We start from the raw sequence: 19,125 nt of genomic DNA, 5'->3' as shown, positions 1-19,125 counted from the left end.
CCCGCGATAGCCGCTCCGGCCGCTATCGCTGCCCGACCATCACCGCATCAGAGCCATCAGCGCTGCAGCCGACGCTTCAGGGTCCGGTGCATTGACCAAGGCCCGCACCACCGCCACGGAACCCACGCCAGTGGCCAGCACCGTGGGGAACTGCTCGGCGCTGATCCCGCCAATCGCCACTTTCGGGTAGTGCCGCATCAGCCGTGCATACAAGCCCAGCCTGCCCACGCCCTGGGGCGCGGTAGCCATTTTTTTGAGGGTCGTAGGGAACACGGCACCCATCGCGATATAGCTGGGCCCCACGGCGTCGGCACGCACCATTTCGGCATACCCATGGGTGCTCACGCCCAGGCGCAGGCCGGAGCGGTGGAGTGTCTGCAGCTCTTCGGCAGTGAGTGCGTCCAGGTCTTCCTGGCCCAGATGGATGCCGTAGGCGCCTGCATTGATCGCATCCCGCCAGTGGTCGTTGATGAACAACAGCGCGCCCGTGCCTTGCACGGCCTCGACGGCGGCCTGGACTTCGGCCCGGATGGCGCGGTCGTCTTCCGATTTGAAGCGCAACTGCACCGTTGGCACCCCGGCGCGTGCCATGCGGCCCACCCACTGGGCGTCAGGCAGCACGGCATACAGGCCCAGGCGCTCGGGGCACGCGGCAAACTGCTGGGCGCGCGGAAGGCGCTGCAGGCCAAAGTCCTGGGGTTCGTCGGGCCACTGCTCGGGCTGTGCGCTGCCGGTGCGCAGCTCGCGCGCCTGCCAGGCGCGGGCCAGGCATTCGGCGTCGTGGGCGATGAAACCCAGTTGACTGCAAGCCTGCAGCGCGGCCAGGTACACAGGGTCCTGCGACGTGGGTGTGGGCACGGGCTCAGGCGCAAACCCTGCAAAGGTGGCCGCGTGGTGGCTCAGGATGGCGTTCGCCAGGGCGGTGGTGTCATGCATGGGCGTGGTGCCAGAAAGGGGTGCCCAGCACGGGGGTGCTAGGCTGGGCGGCGTCTTGTGCGGCCATGGCACCGGCCAGGCGGGCTGCGCGCCCGGCGCTCACGGCATCGGCAAACGCACCGGCCATGGCCACCGGGTCTTGGGCCAGGGCCACGGCGGTGTTCAGCAGCACGCCGTCATAGCCCCATTCCATGACTTGGCAGGCGTGCGAGGGCAGGCCCAGCCCGGCATCGACCAGCATGGGCACATTCAGGCGCTCGCGCAGTGTCTGCAGCGCGTAGGGGTTGACCGGGCCGCGCCCGGTGCCGATGGGGGCGGCCCAGGGCATTACGGCCTGGCAGCCCACGTCCACCAGGCGCTGACACAGCACCAGGTCTTCGGTGCAGTAGGGCAGCACCTGAAAGCCTTCTTTGATGAGGTGCTCGGCCACGCCCACCAGGTTCAGCGTGTCGGGCTGCAGGGTGTAGTCGTCGCCGATCAGCTCCAGCTTGATCCACGGGGTGTTGAATACCTCGCGCGCCATCTGTGCGGTGGTGATGGCCTCTTGCGCGCTGTGGCAGCCGGCGGTGTTGGGCAGCACGGGCACGTTGAGCTTGCGCAGCAGCTCCCAGAAGCTGCTGCCGCTCTCGGCCGGGTTGCTACCCTGGCGGCGGAGCGAGGCCGTGACCATGGCGGGCCGGGCGCGCAGCACGGCGGCTTCGAGCACGGCGGGCGAGGGGTAGCGCGAGGTGCCCAGCAGCAGGCGGCTGGCGAACGTCTGGCCGTACAGCACCAGCGGGTCTTGGGGCGTCGGAGTGGTCATTGGATTACTATGATTTTGATAGCTACTGACGTATGTTTTGTATGCGCTAGCAGCCATTTTGATTGAGTTACTGTTACCTCAGCCGCCAGTGACCGGCGAGATGATCTCCACGCGGTCGCCAGGCTGCAACGCATGGGCGGCGTAGCGGGTGTTGGGCACAAAGGTGGTGTTTACGGCCACGGCAAACGGGGGGCGCGCTTCGATGGCGGCCACGGCATCGGCCACGGTGGCGCCTTCGGGCAGTTCGTGCGGGACTTGGTTGATCGAGATGTTCATGCAAATGCGGGGGCGGCAACGCCGGTCGGGGCGGGTGCGATGGGTTCCAGTTCCAGCCGGAGGTCAAAACGTTCGGACAGGGTCGATTGTCCCGTGTTCAGCACCTCCAGGGTCACGTCCAGCATGGCGGGCGAGATCATGAAGCCGTGGCGGTACAGGCCGTTGATCTCCAGCACGCCCGGGCGGGTCTGGCGGATGGCGGGCAGGTTGTCGGGCAGCGTGGGGCGGCACTGCGTGGCCAGCTCCAGAATCCGCCCTTCGGCAAAGCCGGGGTGCACGGCGTAGGCGGCGCTCAGCAGCTCCAGGGTGGAGCGCACGCTTGCTGGGGAGCGGTCGTCGGACTCGATCTCGGTCGCGCCGATGACGAACAGATGGTCTTCTTTGGGCGCGATGTAGATGGGGTAGCGGGGGTGCACCAGCCGGGTGGGGCGCTGCAGCGTCACGTCGGGCGCGTGGATGCGCGCCACTTCACCGCGCACGCCGCGCAGCGCGCTCCACTGGCCCTTGGCGCCCAGGCCACGGCAGTCCAGCACCCGGTCGGGCTGGCCGGGGGCGCCGGGCGTGAAGGCGTCGGGCGACTGAGGCGTGTGCCAGTGCGCCCGCACTCCCAGGCGCTCCATTTCCACCAACAGGGCGGCCAGCAACTGGCGGTTGTCCAGCTGGCCCTCGCCGGGCAGGTACAGGCCTTGGTTGAAGCGGTGCGCAAGGGCGGGCTCCACCTGTTCCAGGGCGCCGCTGTCGAGCTTTTGCAGGGCGGGCAGCTCGGGCAGGCTGCGCTGGTTGTTTTCAAGCTGGCGGGTGAAGCGCTGGGCTTCGGCCACGTCCTGGCGGTGCCACACGATCAGTGTGCCAGCCTGCTGAAAAAACACGGGCTCCGACAAGCCTGCCAGCAACTCGGGCCACCGGGTCAGCGCGTGGTGGCCCATGCGGACCACGCCGGGTTCGGTGATCGCGGACTCTGCCAACGGGGCCAGCATGGCCGCAGCCACCGTGGCGGCCGAGTTCTCGGCGGCGGGGCCCCCCGCGTCATAGATGTCCACGCGGTGCCCCTGGCGCGCCAGCTCCACGGCCAGCAGACGGCCCATCAGGCCTGCGCCCAGGATGGCAAAGGAAGAAGGTTGAAGTGACATAGATCCGTCAGTGTGTCCGTGGTGTGGCAAGCGGCCATGGACAAAACGGGGTCACCGTTGATGGAAACTCCCCACGCCAGCATGACCTGGATCGGGTAGCGGGGCTCCTGCTTCGGTCGCAGTGCACAGGGTTCTGTGCAGGCCCCAGGGTATTTCTCAGTCGCACGCCCAAGAACAGTATCTTGATGGCAGGACACCCCTGTTTCGTCCGGAAAATGAATTACAGCACATCCCCCGTGTGCCCCGTTTTGACGTGGCGCATAGGCCATAATTTTTGCCATGATTTCACCGACGACCTCCTTGCCCTCCACGGGCCACCGCTACGCACGCGTGCTCTCCATCGCAGGGTCTGACAGCGGCGGCGGCGCGGGCATCCAGGCCGACCTCAAGACCTTCAGTGCGCTGGGCTGTTATGGCATGACGGCCATCACCGCCATCACGGCCCAGAACACCTGCGGGGTGACGGGCATCCACGGCATTCCGCCCGAGATGCTCAAGGCCCAGATCGATGCGGTGGTGCAGGACATTGGCGTGGACGCCGTCAAGATCGGCATGCTGCACTCGCCCGACGTGGTGCATGTGGTGGCAGAAGCCATTCGGACCTACCAGCTGCCGCACGTGGTGCTGGACCCGGTGATGGTGGCCACCAGTGGCGACCGGCTGATCGCCCAAGAGACGGTGGCGGTGCTGGTCCAAGAGCTGTTTCCGCTGGCCGAGGTGGTCACGCCCAACCTGGACGAGGCCGGATGGTTGCTGGGGCGTCGCATCGAAGGCGTGGAGGCGCTGGAGCTGGCCGCGCAAGACCTGCTGCGGCTGGGCGCCCGCGCGGCATTGCTCAAAGGCGGGCACTTGCCGGGCGACTGGGTGGTGGATGTGCTGGCCGTGCAGGGTGGTGCTCAGGGTCACCGGTTGCAGTCGCAGCGCATTGCCACCCACAACGGGCATGGCACGGGATGTACCCTGTCGTCTGCGATTGCAGCCCACTTGGCGCTGGGCCTACCGCTGGAGCAGGCCGTGGAGCAGGCACGGGCCTACATCTTGGGGGCCATTGCTGCCGGAGCGAATGTCACCACCGGCCGGGGCCACGGCCCCCTCAACCACGGCTACGCGCCGGTGGCGCAGCGGGTGTTTCAGGCACCATAGAGCGTCTTTTTAGGTGTTTTGAGGCGCAAGCGCTAGTCAAACATGCGCTGGGTGCTCCTTTTTTGATAGTGTTTTGGCGGCGACTCAGCGTGCCTTGGGCCTTGTCGCCCAGGCCAGCACGAAGCTGAACGCCAGCGTGGGCAGGGCAGAGCCCGCATCAGGCAGCACCTTGGGCGCCAGGTGGTACACTGCGATGCCGGCCAGCCAAATGGCTACGGGCGCTGCATTCACCTTGCGCGCCGCCGCCAGCAGGGCGGGCGCATCGGTGCCAAAGGCCAGACGCCCGAGGATCACGCCAAACAGCGGCACGAACACCGAGCTGAGCAGCAGCAGAAACGGTTCCAGGCTGTGCATGGGCAGCACCAGCGCCAGCCCGGTGCACAGCGCGGCCACCAGCAGGCCCCAGGCGCGCACACCCCAGCGCGGCAGCAGGCTATGGGCCGACACGGCGCCTGAATACGCGTCGCCATAGGCGTTGTCCACCTCGTCGATCAGGATCAGCGACAGCGCAATCAGCCCGCCCTGGGCCAGCAGCAGCGCCTGCACCAGGTCTTGGCTGGGCAAGGTCAATGCCACCAGCACACCCAGGCTGTAGCACCAGATGTTGGCCAGCGCATAGCCCAGCCACGTGCCGCGCAGCGCTGAGCCACCGTTCTTGCCATGGCGGGCGTAGTCGGCCACCAGTGGCAGCCACGAGATGGGCATCGCAATCACCAGGTCCAGCGCGGGCAGCACGCCCATGCCGCCGTCGCCCTTGCGCGTCCACAGCGCCTCAAAGCCTTGCGTTTGCGCCAGCGACAGGAACTGCCACGACAGCCACAGCAGCGACAACACCACCAGCGGCAGCGCGATGCGCGCAATCAGCTTGCGCACCAGCTGCACCATCGATCCGCTGATCAGCAGCATCACCACGCCGCCCCACAGCAGCGTGGCCAGTACGGGCCAGTGGGCTCCCGCCATGGCGCCCGACTGCTGGCCAATCGCCACGGTGGCGTCACGCATCACCACCAGCTCGAACGTGCCCCAGCCCACCAGCTGCACGATGTTCAGGATAATGGGCAGGCTGGCAAACGTGCGGCCATACACCGCGTGCATCAGCCCCGCACTGGCCAGGCCGCTGTCGCAGCCCAGCTTGGCCACCCAGCCCAGCAGGCCCGCACCCACGATGGAACCGGCCACGATGGCGATCAGGGCCTCTTTGGTACCCAGCGCGGGCATCAGGTACGCCCCCACTTGCATGACCAGCAGTCCCACGCCCAGGCTGAACCAGAGCGAGGCATGGTCATGCCACTGGAAGACGCGGCGGTCGGGGGAGACGGGGGCCAGCGCTTCGTTGGTGGCGTGCGTGGCAGGCGATGAGGACATGGAATGGCTCCGTAAGCAGATACAGAGCAGGGGCGGCCCGCCGGTGCGCCCGGATGTGTTCAGGGCCGTGCTTTGGCGGACTTGCTTCCCTGCGCGAGGATGATCTCAATCAGGTTCAAAGGGACTCTCTCAGTCGAAGCGGGCGGGCCCACATCGACACCCCTAGCGGTAGCGCTTGCTAAAGCAGCGCGCTGCGGATTGTAGTGGTGTGCGGCCGTCGCGCGCCCAGTCAGGCAGCGGTGGCCGGGGCCACACCCAGCAACTGGTGCAGGCGCGGGCTGGTGGTGGTGTATTGCAGGGCCACCTTGTCGCCCTTGAGCGCTTCGGCCGCGCTAAAGGCGGCCAGCGTGGCCTCGTGGAAGCCACACAGGATGAGCTTGCGCTTGCCGGGGTAGGTGTTGATGTCGCCCACGGCGTAGATGCCGGGCACGCTGGTGCGGAAGGCTTCGGTGTCAACCACCAATTGTTTACGGTCCATGGCGATGCCCCAGTCGGCGATGGGGCCGAGGCGGGGCGAAATGCCCAGTACCGCCACCAGCAGGTCCAGCGCCAGGGCGCGGGTGCTGCCATCTGCGTCCACCACCTGCAGTGCGGTGAGGCGGTCGCCCACAGTGTCGATGCCGGTGATCTGCACGGCCTCGACATGGATGCGACCTGCGTCGCGCAATTGCTGCAGGCGTTGCAGCAAGGCGTCAGGCGCCTGGAAAACGTCACGGCGATGCAGCAGGCTCACGCGGGCGGTCTGGCCTTGTTCGGCCAGTTCCACGGCGCGTGCCACCGCGGGCTCGTCGCCGCCGTGCACGACCACGTGGCGACCGGTCACATCCACTGTCGCGGGCAGGCTCTGGTAGTGGACCTGGGTGCCGACGAACCGCTCGATGCCGTCCACTTTGAGGGTGCGCGGCACAAAAGCGCCCACGCCGGCGGCAATGAACACGCTGCGGGCCAGCAGTTGTGCGCCTTGCGAGGTTTCGACCAGCAGGCGCCCGTCCGCTTGTACGGTGAGGGCGGACACCAGCGTGTTCAGGTGCCACTGGGTCTTGAACGGCGCGGTCTGCTGAAGCAGCAGACCAGCCAGCTCGCGCCCGGTGCACACCGGGATGCCCGGGATGTCGTAGATGGGTTTGTCGCCGTACAGCTCGACGCACTGGCCCCCTGCATGGGGCAGGGCGTCGATCAAGTGGGCGGTGATGCCTTGCAGGCCCAGCTGGAAGACCTGGAACAGGCCCACAGGACCTGCGCCGATGACAACGGCGTCGGTCTCGACCACGGTGGGCGCTTGCAAAGTCTCGGTCACCAGTGGCGCGCGCGGCGGGTTACTTGATCAGTTCGTTGACCTTGCCCGGCTTGCCGTTCCACTCGTCAGCGTCGGGCAGTGCAGGCTTGCGCTTGGTGATGCTCTTCCAGCCGTCGGCAAAGGCCAGGTCGGCGTTGAGCTTGATGAAGGCGATCTGGTCGGCCGGCAGGTCTTCTTCGGCAAAGATGGCGTTGGCCGGGCACTCGGGGATGCAGACGGCGCAGTCGATGCATTCGTCAGGGTCGATGACGAGCATGTTCGGGCCTTCGCGGAAGCAGTCCACGGGGCACACGTCCACACAATCGGTGTACTTGCACTTGATGCAGTTTTCGGAAACGACGTGGGTCATGACAGGAGTTGTGTGGGTCGGTGAAAACCCTCGATTTTAGAAGCTTTCACCGACCTTTGGTTACAGGGCCCCTTGCTGCGAAGGGGTGTCTCGGGCGTGCGGAGTCTGATCTGGGTCAGTGGCCCATCAGTTGACCAGCACGGCGCCCGCAGTTTTGTGGCTGGCGGTGTCCACCAGGATCAGCGATCCGAGCACGCGGGCCTGGGTGAACGGCGCAGCGGGAATCGCCTCTTGCAGCAGCAGTTCCACATGGCCGATGGCGTTGGGGTCGAGCTGCGTGGCGGCTTCTTCGACCAGCGTGTTGATGTTGAGCTTGTGCACCACGGCCTTGACCTTGGCCTTGACCCAGTGGTGGCCGTGCAGCGCCCAGTACACGCGGCCCGCGACCAGGGGCTCGTCGTCCATCCAGGCGATGGTGGTGCGCAGCTCGCGGCTGGCGGGCCAAGCGGGGGTGGCAGCGGGTGTGTCGCCAAAGTCATCGTCGGCAACCGGCGTTGCAGCAGCCGTGGGCGCGGCCAGAATCCAGTCGCCGCGCGATACGTCCACCTCGCGGTCCAGGATGATGCCGGCGCTGGTGCCTGCGGGCACGTCCTTGGGGCGGCGGGCGTGGTCCAGCACCTGGGCCACGGTGGCCAGCTGGCCGCTGGGGAAGATCTGCACGGCCGTGCCGGGCGCGAAGGTGCCTGCAGCCACACGGCCCCAGAACACGCGGCGGCCCTGGCTCGTGTCGGACGAGGACGAGAACTTCTCGACCCACTGCACCGGGAAGGCCGGTGCCAGTGCTGTGTCTGCCGGGGTGTTGGGCAGTTCTTCCAAGACTTGCAAGAGGGTAGGACCGTCATAGCCGCACCAGCCTGCGTGGGCGTCCACCACGTTCCAGCCCTTGAGGGCGGAGACCGGCACCATGGCTCGCACGGTGATGCCTGCCGCCTGGGCAAAGGCCTGCAGTGCGCCTTGAATATGCTTCCAGGCCAGTGCGGGGTCTTCCACCGCGTCCAGCTTGTTCACGGCAAACACCAGCGAGTGAACGCGCAGCAGGTGCACCAGCAGGCTGTGGCGGCGGGTCTGCGGCAGCAGGGCCAGGCTGGGGTTCTTCCAGTCGAGCTTGGTGGCATCGACCAGCACCACGGCGGCGTCGGCGCTGCTGGCGGCCGTGACCATGTTGCGGGTGTACTGCTCGTGGCCGGGCGCGTCGCCGATGATGAACTTGCGCTCTTCGGTGGCGAAGTAGCGGTAGGCCACGTCGATGGTGATGCCTTGCTCGCGCTCGGCGCTGAGGCCGTCGGTCAGCAGGGCCAGGTCGGTCTCACCCTGGCGCTGAACGCCGGCCAGGTGGTCTTGCAGCACGGCCTTGCTGTCCACCAACAGGCGGCCGATCAGCGTGCTCTTGCCGTCATCGACGGAACCACAAGTGATGAACTTGAGGGCGGAGATATGGTCGTTTTGGCTGGTAGCGCTAGTGTTATTTGCGCTGGCAGCTATTGAATTGATAGCGTTCATCAGAAATACCCGTCCTTCTTGCGCTTCTCCATCGAAGCATCCGATGTCTTGTCGTCCATGCGCGTGGCGCCGCGCTCGCTCACGTCGGCAGCCAGGGTCTCGATGACGATCTCGGCCGGGGTGGCGGCGGTGCTCTCCACCGGTGCGGTGCAGGTGATGTCGCCCACGGTGCGAAAGCGCACGTCGCGCGTTTCCACCACATCGCCTTCACGCGGCGGGGTGAGTTCGGTCACGGGCATCAGCAGGCCCTTCTTGTCCACCACCTGGCGCTTGTGCGTGTAGTAGATGCTGGGCAGGCCGATCTGCTCGCGGTCGATGTACTGCCACACATCGAGCTCGGTCCAGTTGCTGATAGGGAACACGCGGAAGTGCTCGCCGGGCTGCAGGCGGGTGTTGAACAGCGTCCACAGCTCGGGGCGCTGGGCCTTGGGCTGCCATTGGCCGAAGCTGTCGCGGTGGCTGAAGATGCGCTCCTTGGCGCGGGCCTTTTCCTCGTCGCGGCGGGCGCCGCCGATGAGGGCATCAAAGCGGAATTCCTCAATCGCTTCGAGCAGCGTGACGGACTGGTGCACGTTGCGCGACTCGCCCGGGTGGGCCAGGCGCACGGTGCCGCGCGCCATCGAATCCTCTACGCTGCGCACGATCAGCTCGGCGCCCAGTTCCTTGGCACGGAAGTCGCGGAAGTCGGTCACTTCAGGGAAGTTGTGTCCCGTGTCGATCATCAAGAGCGGGTAGGGAATGCGGCCCGCGCCAAAGGCTTTTTCAGCGCACTTGAGCATGACCAGCGAATCCTTGCCGCCCGAAAACAGCAGGGCGGGGCGCTCGAAAGCGGCGGCGACTTCGCGCAGGATGAAGATGGTTTCTTCTTCCAGGGCGTCGAGGTGCGAGTTGTTGAGGTGGTAGCTCATGTTGTTGGTTTTCTCAAGCAGCGCTGAGTCGGTGCGGGCGTTCATGGATGTGTTCGGTTTCAGTGGGCCAGATGCAGACCGCACTCGCGGTTGTCTTCGCCCTTGGTCGGGTCCACGTAGTCGAAGTTGTTGGGCAGGCCGTGCTTCACGCAGTATTCGTGCAGGTCTTTGGACGACCAGTGCAGCAGCGGCGCCACCTTGATGAGGCCATCGGGGTTGATGCTCACCGGGTCCATCTGTGCGCGCACAGCGGTGTCGGTAGCGCGCAGGGCGGTGAACCAGACTTGCGGTGCGGTCTCGCGCAGGGCGCGGGCAAAGGGTTCGAGCTTCACTTCTTCGGTGAAGGCAGCGTGGCGTGGGTCGTCCAGTGCAGGTGTGGGGCCGTCCACGGCTTCACGGTGGGCGCGCGAACGCAGGGGCAGGTAAATCTTGAGGTTCAGGCCCAGTTGCTTGGTCACCTCGTCGGCAAAGCGGTAGGTGGCTTCGGTGTTGTAGCCGTTGTCCATCCAGACCACGGGTACGTCAGGGTTCACCTGCGTGACCATGTGCAGGATCACGGCTTCAAAAGGACGGAAGTTGGTGGTGACGATGCTGGTCTTGCCCAGGCCCAGGGCCCATTCCACCAGGGCGGGCGCGTTGCGGCCCAGGTCGGCGTTGATGCTTGCGAGATCGATGTGGCTCATGGTGAGGGGCTCGTGTTTCGGTGCGGTGGACGCGTGGGCAGTGCGTCCGTCAGGCGGCCTTGGCGGCAAACAGGGGTTGAGGGTTCACGGCGTCGCCCTGGTAGAAGCCAGGGAAGCGTTCAAACTGGCGCTGCGCATCGGCAGCGTCCACGCCCTCGCGCAACACAGCGCTCGAAAAGCCGGTGCGCTGCATCTGCACCAGCTGGTCGATCAGCACATCACCGGTGGCGCGGATTTCGCCCTTGAAGCCACGGCGGCGGCGCAGCAGGAAGGCCTGGCTGAACGCGCGGCCGTCGGTGAAGTTAGGGAAGTGCAGGTCCACACGTTCCACGCCTTCCAGCGGCAGGGCCAGGGCGTCGGCATCGTTGGCCAGCGCCACCGCGCGGGCGTCGCCTTCTGCCGGGGGCTGGTGTTCGTGGGATGCGAGAAGTTTCAGGTTCATCATCGTTCCGGGATCAGGGGCAGTGCGGCTTCAGGCCGTGGCCAGGGTTTCGTCTTTGTGGCGGGCCTGCTTGGCCGCTTCCTTGAAGGGGTCGAGGCCGGTGCGGCGCACGGTGTTCTGGAAGGTCTCGCCGCTTTCGCGCAGGTCGCGGTAGGTGTTCAGCACGGCCTCGATCACGTCTGGCACTTCGGCGGCTGAGAACGAGGGGCCAATCACCTTGCCGGCCACGGCAGCGCCCGAAAGGTCAGAGCCGTCGGAGCCGCCCAGCGTGACCTGGTACCACTCCTTGCCGTCTTTATCGACGCCCAGGATGCCGATGTGGCCGCTGTGGTGGTGGCCGCAGCTGTTGATGCAACCGCTGATGTGCAGGTCGATTTCGCCAATGTCGTCCAGCTCGTCCAGGTCTTGATAACGCTGAGTGATGGCCTCGGCAATCGGCAGCGAGCGGGCGTTGGCCAGCGCGCAGAAGTCGCCGCCGGGGCAGGCGATCATGTCGGTGAGCAACTGCACATTGGCGCTGGCCAGGCCCAGGGCCTTGGCTTCTTGCCACAGGTCGAACAGGCGGCTGGCGTGTACCCAGGGCAGCAGCACGTTCTGGTCGTGGGTCACGCGGGCTTCACCAGCGGAGTATTTGTCCACCAGGTCGGCCAAGGCAATCAGCTGGTCGCTGGTGGCGTCGCCGGGCGACTGGCTGGGGCGCTTGAACGACAGCGTCACGGCGCGCAGTTGCGGGTTCCGGTGCGGGTGCACATTGCGCTGCAGCCAGCGGCCAAACATCACGTGTTCTGCGGCCTGGGCGTCCAGCTGGGCTTGCAGGACTTCTGGTGCCACGTCGGCAATGTCAGCCAGCTTCGGCGCCACAAAGCAGGCAGCCACGCGGTCAAATTCGGCCTGCGGGATGGTGTGGGGGCCTCCGTCGATCTCCAGAATCTGGCGGTATTCGGCTTCCACATCGTCGATGTACTGCTGGCCTTCGGACTTCACCAGAATCTTGATGCGGGCCTTGTACTTGTTGTCGCGGCGGCCGTGCTCGTTGTACACGCGCACGATGGCCTCGATGTAATTCATGATCTGGTTCCAGGGCAGGAACTCGCGGATTACGGTGCCAATCACCGGCGTGCGGCCCATGCCACCGCCCACAAATACCTTGAAGCCGATCTCACCCGCATCGTTCTTGACCAGGTGCAGGCCCACGTCGTGCCAGCCGGTGGCCGCGCGGTCGTCCTTGGCGCCGGTGATGGCGATCTTGAACTTGCGGGGCAAAAACGCGAACTCGGGGTGCAGCGTGGACCACTGGCGGATCAGCTCCGCATAGGGGCGCGGGTCCACGATCTCGTCCACGGCGATGCCTGCCAGCGCGTCGGTGGTGGTGTTGCGGATGCAGTTGCCGCTGGTCTGGATGCCGTGCAGGTTGACGCTTGCCAGCAAGTCCATCACGTCCGCGCTTTTGGACAGCGGGATCCAGTTGAACTGCACATTGGTGCGGGTGGTGAAGTGGGCGCAGTTCTTGGGCAAGAAGGTCGTGCCCAGCTTGCCCTGGCCTTCCATGGCGGCCTTGAAGACAGCGGCTTCGGGCTCGTCGTATTCGCGGGCAATCTGCGCCAGCACGCGCAGCTGGCGACTGGCGATCTCGCCGTAAGGCACAGCCACGCGCAGCATGGGGGCGTAGCGCTGCACATACCAGCCGTTTTGCAAGCGCAGGGGGCGGAAGTCGTCCTCGCTCAGCTTGCCGGTCTGCCAGCGGGTGAGCTGGTCACGGAACTGCGCGGCACGCTGTTGCACGAACTGGGTGTCGAAAGCGGTGTATTGGTACATAGGGGACTCAGATCAGAATCAGTTTGAAGCCTGCCCAGGCCAGCAAGAGGGACAAGGCGGAGCGAATCAGGCGCTCAGGCGTGCGGGTGACCAGGCGCGAGCCCAGCCAGATGCCCGGCAGCGAGCCAGCCAGCAATTGTGCAAGCAAAGGCCAGTCCACCGAGCCGAGCGTGGCATGGCCGAGACCTGCCACCAGGGTCAGCGGAACGGCGTAGGCAATGTCGGCGCCAATGATGCGCGGCAGCGGCAGCAGGGGATACACCAGCAGCAGCACCGTCACGCCGATGGCGCCCGCGCCCACGGAGGTGAAGGTGACCAGCGTGCCGATCACCGCGCCCAGCAGCACGGGCAGGCTCCAGTGGCGGGGGCGGGTGGCGTCGCCGGTGTGGGCCTTGCGGGCGGCGTTTTGTGCGGCCTGGCGCTGGGCAGAGAAAACAATGGCCTTGTAGAGCGTGGCGGCGGCCGTGAGCAGCAGGGCAAAACCCAGCGTGGTGGTCATGATGCGCTGGGCGGTGGCGCTGGCCGGGCCCAGGGTGTGCAGCGCCCACAGCGCCAGCAGGGCGGCTGGAATGCTGCCTGCGCACAGCTGGCCCACCACTTTCCAGGGCACCAGACGCTGGCGGGCCAGGCTGACGGTGCCGCCCATCTTGGTGAAGGCCGCAAACAGCAAATCGGTGCCCACGGCCATGTGGGGCTTGATGCCGAAGAAGAAGATCAGGATCGGCGTCATGAGCGAGCCGCCGCCCACACCGGTCAGGCCCACGATGAGCCCAACGGCAAAGCCCGCAAAAACAAACGCCAATTCATGCATGGCGGCGAATGTAGAGGGGCTTCTTATGGATGCAAACTATTGTTTTGCTCTGCCAATATGTCGATTTGTTTATAAGTAAGGATTGGCGCGGGCTGGCAGGGGGGATGCTTGAGCCGCCTGCCGTGCTGGATCTATTGCAGCCGCTCGGTGCCCAGCGCCTTCGCCAGCCGCGCATCCAGCGGCAGCGGCTCGCCCTGCAGCCGGGCTGCGAGCAGTTCGCCGCACAGCAGCGCCAGCGTCAGCCCGCGCGCGCCCATGGCCGTGCTGGTCCATAGGCCCGGCAGCTGGGCTGCATCCACCGGGCCCACGATGGGCAGGCGGTCGGGCGCGGTGCAGCGCACGGCGGCCCAGGTGCGCAGGGCGGGGGGCTCCCCTGCGGCGGGCTGTAGAGCCGGGGCGTTTAGTGCCTGGGCGAACAAGGGTTCCAGCTGGGGGGCGATGCCGGGCAGCAGGCCCTGCAGCTTGGCCCAGTTGGTGGCGTGGGCGGCGTGGATGTCGGCATCGGCCGGCGGCAGGACCTGCACATCGCGCTCGAACGTGGAGCCCATCACCCAGCCTTGGTCGTCATCTGCTTGATCGCCCAGCGGGAAGCGTGGCACCAGGTTGCCATTGCCGTTGGCCGGGAACGGAATCCATGGCAGCAGCGGCTTTGCTGGGTCGGCATGTTTGCCCCACGACACCTGCCCGCGCACCGGCTGCAGGGGCCAGCGGTGGTTCAGCAGGGCCAGGCTGCCTGCGCCCGCTGCAATGACCACGGTGGGTGCCTCGGCCAGCACCTGGCCCTGGGCATCGAGTGCCTGCCAGGTGGTAGTGGCGGGGCCGTGCGCAGTGGAGGGTGCTTCCACACGCCGCAACTGGGCCACTGCGCAAATCCCCCGCCATTGAATGCCGGGTTGGCCCAGCAAGGCCTTGGCCAGGCGCGCCGGGCGCACCCAGCCCGCTTGGTGGTGCCAGCAGGCCGTCGCGTCAGGCGGCAACTGGGCGGCGGCCAGGGCGGCGGGGGGCGCAGGCTCGCTCCAGGCGGCGCCTGGCCCTTGGGGCCAATCGGGCGACAGGCCGGGGCTGCCGTCGGTGCGGTGCTCCAGCACGCCGCAATGCGCCCAGTCCACCCCCTCGTTCAGCAGCCAGCGGGCCTGCTCCAAGGTGGTGCGGATGCCGCTGCGCGACAAGCGCGACAGCACGCTGTCGTCGGGCGACACATGGGGGGCAAACACCCCGGCGGGCAGGGCCGATGCGCCCGCAGCGGGCTCGGGGGCCTGGTCCAGCACCGTGACCTGCCAGCCGCGCCGGGCCAGGCTGGCTGCGGTGGCCGCCCCCGCAATGCCGCCGCCGATCACGATGCAGGGGCCGGGCGTGGAGGGTTCCGGCGCGGCACCCGCCTGGCGCGAGGTGCGCGGTTCCCAGCGCGGATTGAAGGTGGCATGCAGGTTGTCGCGCTTGGGTGGCACGCCGGGCACGCGGGTCACTTCAAATCCACAGTGCGCCAAGGCATCACGCACGGCACGCGCGATGGTCCAGGTGGCCAGGCGGGTACCGCGTCGGCAACAGCGCGCCACGGCCTTCAGGGTGTGCAGGTCCCAGCTTTCGGGGTTGCGCTGGGGACTGAAGCCGTCGAGGTAGACGGAGTCCACCGTCAGGTTCTGCTGGCGCAGCATGGCCTGGGTGTCGCCCACGTACAGGGTGAGCAGCACGCGGCCTTCGTCAAAACGCAGCCGGTGCACGCCTGGCAGCAGGCCCCACCATTGCTGGTGCAGTGCTTCGGCCAGCGGCGCCAGCTCGGGGTGGACCGAGGTGGCGCGCAGCAGGTCGGCCGCACTCACGGGCCAGGCCTCGGTCGATACGAAGTGCAGCAGCGTGGGGCGCTGCGGGTCGGCCCGCCAGGCGGCCCAGGTCACCAGGAAATTCAGGCCAAAGCCAAAACCGGTCTCCAGAATGCGCCACTGCGGTTGCCCCGCCCAGGCCTCGGGCAGGCCGCAGCCGTGCAAAAACACACGGCGGGCCTGGTCCAGGCCGCCGTTTTCACTGTGGTAGCGGTCGCCGAAGCGGGGGCTGTAGGGGGTGCCGTCTGGCAGCCACTCGATGCGTTCAGTCATGGGAACGGCAAAAGGCCGGCGTGGCGCCGGCCTGCTGGAAAGGGAAAAACGGTTTTTACCGCGAACCGCTCCGGGGTGCGTTGCGCTGCGTCACGCAATGGGCGGGGCCTAACCCGCCGCAGCGTCTGCGCTGCCGCCAAAGAAGTGATTTTGGCGAAACCATTTCTTGCAGCGCTGCACTGCGCTTCGCTCCGTTACGCGCTGGGCGGGACGTAGCCCGCCGCGGCGTCTGCGCCGCTGCCAAAAAAGTGGTTTTCCATCTGGCGGGCCAGGTATTGGCGGGCGCGCGCATCGGCCAGGTTCAGTCGGTTTTCGTTGACCAGCATGGTCTGGTGTTTGAGCCAGCCGGCCCAGGCTTCCTTGCTCACACTTTCCCAGATGCGTTTGCCCAGCTCGCCGGGGTAGGGGGGAAAGTCGAGGCCTTCGGCTTCCTTGCCGAGCTTGATGCATTGAACGGTGCGTGCCATGGGAATTCCTTGTAATGGGGGCGAGCGAAAAAAAGCTTCGCTCAGATGATTTGGATATTAAGAACTGAAATCTCAGTAGTTCCAGTTTTGAAGAGGGCCTTCCAGAATGCGTTCCATCGGTGTTTTGCACCGCAACACATTCTTAAAAAGAGGCCCTTCCATGAACTTTCGCCGCGACTTTATCAAGTTTCCCTTCGCCGCCGCCCTGGTGGGCAGTTTGGCCCTGACGGCATTGCCGTCGTTTGCGCAGTCGGTGACGCTGCTCAATGTGTCGTACGACCCGACGCGCGAGCTGTATGTGGACTTCAACCAGGCCTTTGCCAAGCACTGGAAGGCCAAGACCGGCCAGGACGTGACCATCAAGCAAAGCCACGGCGGCTCGGGCAAACAGGCCCGCTCCATCATCGACGGGCTGGACGCTGACGTGGCCACCCTGGCCCTGGCGGGCGACACCGATGCGCTGCACACCAACGGTGGCTGGATTCCCAAAGACTGGCAAAAGCGCCTGCCACACAACAGCTCGCCCTACACCTCCACCATCGTGCTGGTGGTGCGCCAGGGCAATCCCAAGGGCATCAAGGACTGGGACGACCTGGTGCGCCCCGATGTGAAGGTGATCACGCCCAACCCCAAGACCTCGGGCGGCGCGCGCTGGAACTACCTGGCCGCGTGGGAATTCGCCAAGCGCAAATACGGTGGTGACGCCAAGGCCAAGGACTTCGTGGCCAAGCTCTATGGCAATGTGCCCGTGCTGGACACCGGCGCGCGCGGCTCCACCATCACCTTTGCGCAACGCAACCAAGGCGACGTGCTGATCGCCTGGGAGAACGAGGCCTACCTGCTCGAAAAAGAGTTCGGCGCCAAGTTCGATGTGATTGCCCCGTCCATCTCCATCCTGGCCGAGCCCGCCGTGTCGGTGGTGGACAAGAACGTGGACAAGAAGGGCACCCGCGCTGTGGCCGAGGCCTATCTGCAGTACCTCTACACCGAAGAGGGCCAGGACATTGCGGGCAAGCATTTCTACCGCCCCGCCGTGTCTGAAAAGGCAAAGGCCAAGTACGCCAAGCAGTTCCCCAACCTGAACCTGTTCACCATCAATGACGCATTCGGTGGCTGGGACAAGGCGGCCAAGGACCACTTTGCGGACAACGCCAGTTTTGACCAGATCTACACCCGCAAGTAAGTAAGCCAGTCAGTCCACCCGCCTTTCGTGTGCGGGGGGATGGCGCCCCGTCTCCGTTCAACAAGCCAGGCCCCAGCGGGCCAGGCGGGGCGTTGCTCGTCCTTTTTGAATGAAAACAGGCTCAAGCGCTAGTCAAACATGCGCTGACAGCTATCAAAACCATAGTATTCAAGGAATCCACACCATGTCCGCCTTGCTCATCGCCGGCAGCCCCTCGGAGCGCTCCCGCTCCGCCGCCTTGCTCGACGCCGTGGCCCAGCGCCTCTCAGTGCGCGGTGCGCTGGTGGACCGCATCCACATCCGCGACCTCTCGCCCCAGGCGCTGCTGCTGGCCGACTTTGGGCACCCCACGGTGGTCAGCGCCATCGACCAGGTGGCCGATGCCAGCGTGCTGGTGGTGGCCACCCCCGTCTACAAGGCGGCATACAGCGGCGTGCTCAAGGTGTTTCTGGACCTGCTGCCGCAAACCGCTCTCAAGGGCAAGACCGTGCTGCCCTTGGCCACGGGTGGCAGCCCGCACCACATGCTGGCGCTGGACTACGCGCTGCGCCCCGTGCTGCAGTCGCTGGGCGCCAAAAGCATCCTGCCCGGCATCTACGCCACCGATGCCCAGGTCACGCTGACGCCCGAGGGCACCTACCACGTGCAGGCCGACATTGCCGCCCGGCTGGACGATGCGGTCAACGTGCTGGTGACTGAAACCCTGCGCCCATCGCCCGCCCAGGCCACGCGTTTTGCGCCGGTCAACTTCGCTGACGTGCGATGTAGCGTCTGATGTAGCGATGGCACTGCGGCAGGCCCGCAGTGCCACCTTCCTTCCCCCTTCATTTCCATTTTTGATTTTTGCTGCGCCGGGTGCGCGGGCAGGGCGGTGTGCCGCCTGCTGCCAGCCCGCCCGGTGCTCCACCCACTCGATTTGCTGCTGGAACCCGCACCATGAATGAACTGAACCGCTTCTCCCTGCAACGCCGCCACCTGCTGGCCGCCAGTGCTGCCATCGCCGCTGCGGCAGCGCTCCCCGCCACCTCTTGGGCCCAGCCCTCTGGCGCGCCCCGCGTGCTGCGCGTGGGTCACCAAAAGGGCTGGCTCTCCATCCTGAAGGGCCGCGGCACGCTCGAAAAACGCCTCGCCCCGCTGGGCGTCAAGGTCACCTGGACCGAATTCAACGCCGGCCCCGTGCAGCTCGAAGCGCTCAACGTCGGCTCCATCGACTTTGGCGATGTGGGCGAGGCCCCGCCCATCTTCGCCCAGGCCGCTGGCGCGCCGCTGGTGTACGCCGGTGCCACCGTACCGCGCCCAGCGCTGGAGGCCGTGATCGTCCCCAAGGACTCCCCCATCCGCAGCGTGGCCGACCTCAAGGGCAAGCGCGTGGCCTACAACAAGGGCTCCAACGTGCAGTACTTCCTGGTCAAGCTGCTGGAGAAGAACGGCCTGAAATACGGCGACGTGCAATCCGTCTTCCTGGCCCCGGCCGATGCGCGGGCCGCGTTTGAAAAGGGCGCGGTTGATGCCTGGATCATCTGGGACCCGTTCCTGGCCGCCGCGCAAAAGACGCTCGACGCCCGCCTGCTGGCCGACGCTACGGGCGTGGTCAACAACCGCGCCTACTACTTCACCTCGCGCGACTTCGCGACCCGGAATACCGATGTGCTGCGCATCGCGATCGAAGAGGTCAACGCCATCGATACCTGGGCGTCCAAGAACAAGGAAGCCGCCGCTGCCGAGCTGTCGGCCGTGCTGGGCCTCGACAAATCCATCACCGAGCTGTACCTGAACCGCGCCCGTTTCGGCACCGCGCCCGTCACGCGCGAGATCCTGGCCGAGCAGCAGTCGATTGCCGACACCTTCTTCGACCTGAAGCTGATTCCCAAAAAGCTCAACCTGCTGCACGCCGCGCCGGTCGATCTGCTGTAACCGCCATTGCC

General features: G+C 66.3%; 19 protein-coding genes and 1 riboswitch. Of the genes, 4 read left to right on the top strand and 15 right to left on the bottom strand.

Annotation, left to right across the window (positions count from 1 at the left end; translation table 11 throughout):
- Positions 1–39: 39 nt before the first annotated feature.
- The 4 genes from ACT531_RS13815 to thiO form a co-directional block, all read right to left on the bottom strand.
- On the bottom strand, positions 40–936 hold the full coding sequence (locus ACT531_RS13815; RefSeq protein ID WP_476017783.1) for a thiamine phosphate synthase: 897 nt from the start codon (positions 934–936) through the stop codon (positions 40–42).
- Positions 929–1,738: a thiazole synthase gene (locus tag ACT531_RS13810; protein WP_015013752.1), complete on the bottom strand. Its 810-nt coding sequence runs from the start codon at positions 1,736–1,738 to the stop codon at positions 929–931. The genes ACT531_RS13815 and ACT531_RS13810 overlap by 8 nt, the downstream gene beginning before the upstream one ends.
- 78 nt (positions 1,739–1,816) lie before the next feature.
- On the bottom strand, positions 1,817–2,014 hold the full coding sequence (gene thiS, locus ACT531_RS13805) for a sulfur carrier protein ThiS (RefSeq protein WP_015013753.1): 198 nt from the start codon (positions 2,012–2,014) through the stop codon (positions 1,817–1,819).
- Entirely contained in the window at positions 2,011–3,144 is a 1,134-nt protein-coding gene (thiO, locus tag ACT531_RS13800; protein WP_476017782.1) for a glycine oxidase ThiO, read from the bottom strand. The genes thiS and thiO overlap by 4 nt, the downstream gene beginning before the upstream one ends.
- Before the next feature lie 279 nt (positions 3,145–3,423).
- Between thiO and thiD the strand changes: the two genes are divergently transcribed.
- Positions 3,424–4,287: a bifunctional hydroxymethylpyrimidine kinase/phosphomethylpyrimidine kinase gene (gene thiD / locus ACT531_RS13795; RefSeq protein ID WP_476017781.1), complete on the top strand. Its 864-nt coding sequence runs from the start codon at positions 3,424–3,426 to the stop codon at positions 4,285–4,287.
- 84 nt (positions 4,288–4,371) lie between these two features.
- On the opposite strand, the gene ACT531_RS13790 is transcribed toward thiD, so the two are convergent.
- The 11 genes from ACT531_RS13790 to ACT531_RS13740 all read right to left on the bottom strand — a co-directional run bounded on the left by ACT531_RS13790 (position 4,372) and on the right by ACT531_RS13740 (position 16,017).
- Complete coding sequence (locus ACT531_RS13790) at positions 4,372–5,652, bottom strand: purine-cytosine permease family protein (protein WP_476017780.1); 1,281 nt, start codon at positions 5,650–5,652, stop codon at positions 4,372–4,374.
- A gap of 69 nt (positions 5,653–5,721) precedes the next feature.
- A riboswitch (TPP riboswitch) is annotated at positions 5,722–5,826 on the bottom strand.
- Between the two features lie 55 nt (positions 5,827–5,881).
- Positions 5,882–6,922, bottom strand: coding sequence for an NAD(P)/FAD-dependent oxidoreductase (locus ACT531_RS13785; RefSeq protein WP_476017896.1), 1,041 nt, complete (start codon positions 6,920–6,922; stop codon positions 5,882–5,884).
- Positions 6,923–6,968: 46 nt separating this feature from the next.
- Positions 6,969–7,298, bottom strand: a complete 330-nt coding sequence (fdxA, locus tag ACT531_RS13780) for a ferredoxin FdxA (RefSeq protein ID WP_008904181.1) — start codon at positions 7,296–7,298, stop codon at positions 6,969–6,971.
- Between the two features lie 126 nt (positions 7,299–7,424).
- Positions 7,425–8,798, bottom strand: a complete 1,374-nt coding sequence (locus tag ACT531_RS13775; protein ID WP_476017779.1) for a sulfate adenylyltransferase subunit 1 — start codon at positions 8,796–8,798, stop codon at positions 7,425–7,427.
- A complete protein-coding gene (gene cysD / locus ACT531_RS13770; protein WP_099729969.1) occupies positions 8,798–9,751 on the bottom strand; it encodes a sulfate adenylyltransferase subunit CysD in 954 nt (317 codons plus the stop codon). The genes ACT531_RS13775 and cysD overlap by 1 nt, the downstream gene beginning before the upstream one ends.
- Positions 9,752–9,765: 14 nt before the next feature.
- Positions 9,766–10,389, bottom strand: coding sequence for a phosphoadenosine phosphosulfate reductase domain-containing protein (locus tag ACT531_RS13765; RefSeq protein WP_476017778.1), 624 nt, complete (start codon positions 10,387–10,389; stop codon positions 9,766–9,768).
- 49 nt (positions 10,390–10,438) lie between these two features.
- The gene (locus ACT531_RS13760; RefSeq protein WP_209819849.1) at positions 10,439–10,825 is read right to left on the bottom strand and encodes a DUF934 domain-containing protein; all 387 of its coding nucleotides are present in this window, start codon (positions 10,823–10,825) and stop codon (positions 10,439–10,441) included.
- A 36-nt stretch (positions 10,826–10,861) separates the two neighbouring features.
- Positions 10,862–12,646 (bottom strand): nitrite/sulfite reductase, encoded by a 1,785-nt coding sequence (locus ACT531_RS13755; RefSeq protein WP_476017777.1) that lies wholly within the window; start codon positions 12,644–12,646, stop codon positions 10,862–10,864.
- Between the two features lie 7 nt (positions 12,647–12,653).
- Complete coding sequence (locus ACT531_RS13750; RefSeq protein ID WP_476017776.1) at positions 12,654–13,457, bottom strand: sulfite exporter TauE/SafE family protein; 804 nt, start codon at positions 13,455–13,457, stop codon at positions 12,654–12,656.
- 131 nt (positions 13,458–13,588) lie between these two features.
- Positions 13,589–15,550, bottom strand: coding sequence for a bifunctional tRNA (5-methylaminomethyl-2-thiouridine)(34)-methyltransferase MnmC2/FAD-dependent 5-carboxymethylaminomethyl-2-thiouridine(34) oxidoreductase MnmC1 (gene mnmC / locus ACT531_RS13745; RefSeq protein ID WP_476017775.1), 1,962 nt, complete (start codon positions 15,548–15,550; stop codon positions 13,589–13,591).
- A 194-nt stretch (positions 15,551–15,744) separates the two neighbouring features.
- Positions 15,745–16,017 (bottom strand): oxidative damage protection protein, encoded by a 273-nt coding sequence (locus ACT531_RS13740; RefSeq protein ID WP_015013765.1) that lies wholly within the window; start codon positions 16,015–16,017, stop codon positions 15,745–15,747.
- Between the two features lie 160 nt (positions 16,018–16,177).
- On the opposite strand from ACT531_RS13740, the gene ACT531_RS13735 reads away from it, so the two are divergent.
- The 3 genes from ACT531_RS13735 (at position 16,178) to ACT531_RS13725 (ending at position 19,114) form a co-directional block, all read left to right on the top strand.
- On the top strand, positions 16,178–17,200 hold the full coding sequence (locus tag ACT531_RS13735; protein ID WP_476017774.1) for a sulfate ABC transporter substrate-binding protein: 1,023 nt from the start codon (positions 16,178–16,180) through the stop codon (positions 17,198–17,200).
- 184 nt (positions 17,201–17,384) lie between these two features.
- Positions 17,385–17,975: an NADPH-dependent FMN reductase gene (ssuE, locus tag ACT531_RS13730; protein ID WP_060984826.1), complete on the top strand. Its 591-nt coding sequence runs from the start codon at positions 17,385–17,387 to the stop codon at positions 17,973–17,975.
- Between the two features lie 161 nt (positions 17,976–18,136).
- Positions 18,137–19,114 (top strand): sulfonate ABC transporter substrate-binding protein, encoded by a 978-nt coding sequence (locus tag ACT531_RS13725; protein WP_209819366.1) that lies wholly within the window; start codon positions 18,137–18,139, stop codon positions 19,112–19,114.
- Positions 19,115–19,125: the final 11 nt, after the last annotated feature.

The sequence above is a fragment of the Acidovorax sp. DMC1 genome (assembly GCF_056314325.1).
Note: the sequence above shows the minus strand (reverse complement) of the source record. Positions and strands in the feature narration are given on the sequence as shown.

Bases quoted from the DNA above. Each gene is read 5' to 3' on its own strand.
- ACT531_RS13815 (WP_476017783.1), bottom strand. From the start codon at position 936: ATGCATGACACCACCGCCCTGGCGAACGCCATCCTGAGCCACCACGCG.
- ACT531_RS13810 (WP_015013752.1), bottom strand. From the start codon at position 1,738: ATGACCACTCCGACGCCCCAAGACCCGCTGGTGCTGTACGGCCAGACG.
- thiS (WP_015013753.1), bottom strand. From the start codon at position 2,014: ATGAACATCTCGATCAACCAAGTCCCGCACGAACTGCCCGAAGGCGCC.
- thiO (WP_476017782.1), bottom strand. From the start codon at position 3,144: ATGTCACTTCAACCTTCTTCCTTTGCCATCCTGGGCGCAGGCCTGATG.
- thiD (WP_476017781.1), top strand. From the start codon at position 3,424: ATGATTTCACCGACGACCTCCTTGCCCTCCACGGGCCACCGCTACGCA.
- ACT531_RS13790 (WP_476017780.1), bottom strand. From the start codon at position 5,652: ATGTCCTCATCGCCTGCCACGCACGCCACCAACGAAGCGCTGGCCCCC.
- fdxA (WP_008904181.1), bottom strand. From the start codon at position 7,298: ATGACCCACGTCGTTTCCGAAAACTGCATCAAGTGCAAGTACACCGAT.
- ACT531_RS13775 (WP_476017779.1), bottom strand. From the start codon at position 8,798: ATGAACGCTATCAATTCAATAGCTGCCAGCGCAAATAACACTAGCGCT.
- cysD (WP_099729969.1), bottom strand. From the start codon at position 9,751: ATGAACGCCCGCACCGACTCAGCGCTGCTTGAGAAAACCAACAACATG.
- ACT531_RS13765 (WP_476017778.1), bottom strand. From the start codon at position 10,389: ATGAGCCACATCGATCTCGCAAGCATCAACGCCGACCTGGGCCGCAAC.
- ACT531_RS13755 (WP_476017777.1), bottom strand. From the start codon at position 12,646: ATGTACCAATACACCGCTTTCGACACCCAGTTCGTGCAACAGCGTGCC.
- ACT531_RS13750 (WP_476017776.1), bottom strand. From the start codon at position 13,457: ATGCATGAATTGGCGTTTGTTTTTGCGGGCTTTGCCGTTGGGCTCATC.
- mnmC (WP_476017775.1), bottom strand. From the start codon at position 15,550: ATGACTGAACGCATCGAGTGGCTGCCAGACGGCACCCCCTACAGCCCC.
- ACT531_RS13740 (WP_015013765.1), bottom strand. From the start codon at position 16,017: ATGGCACGCACCGTTCAATGCATCAAGCTCGGCAAGGAAGCCGAAGGC.
- ACT531_RS13735 (WP_476017774.1), top strand. From the start codon at position 16,178: ATGAACTTTCGCCGCGACTTTATCAAGTTTCCCTTCGCCGCCGCCCTG.
- ssuE (WP_060984826.1), top strand. From the start codon at position 17,385: ATGTCCGCCTTGCTCATCGCCGGCAGCCCCTCGGAGCGCTCCCGCTCC.
- ACT531_RS13725 (WP_209819366.1), top strand. From the start codon at position 18,137: ATGAATGAACTGAACCGCTTCTCCCTGCAACGCCGCCACCTGCTGGCC.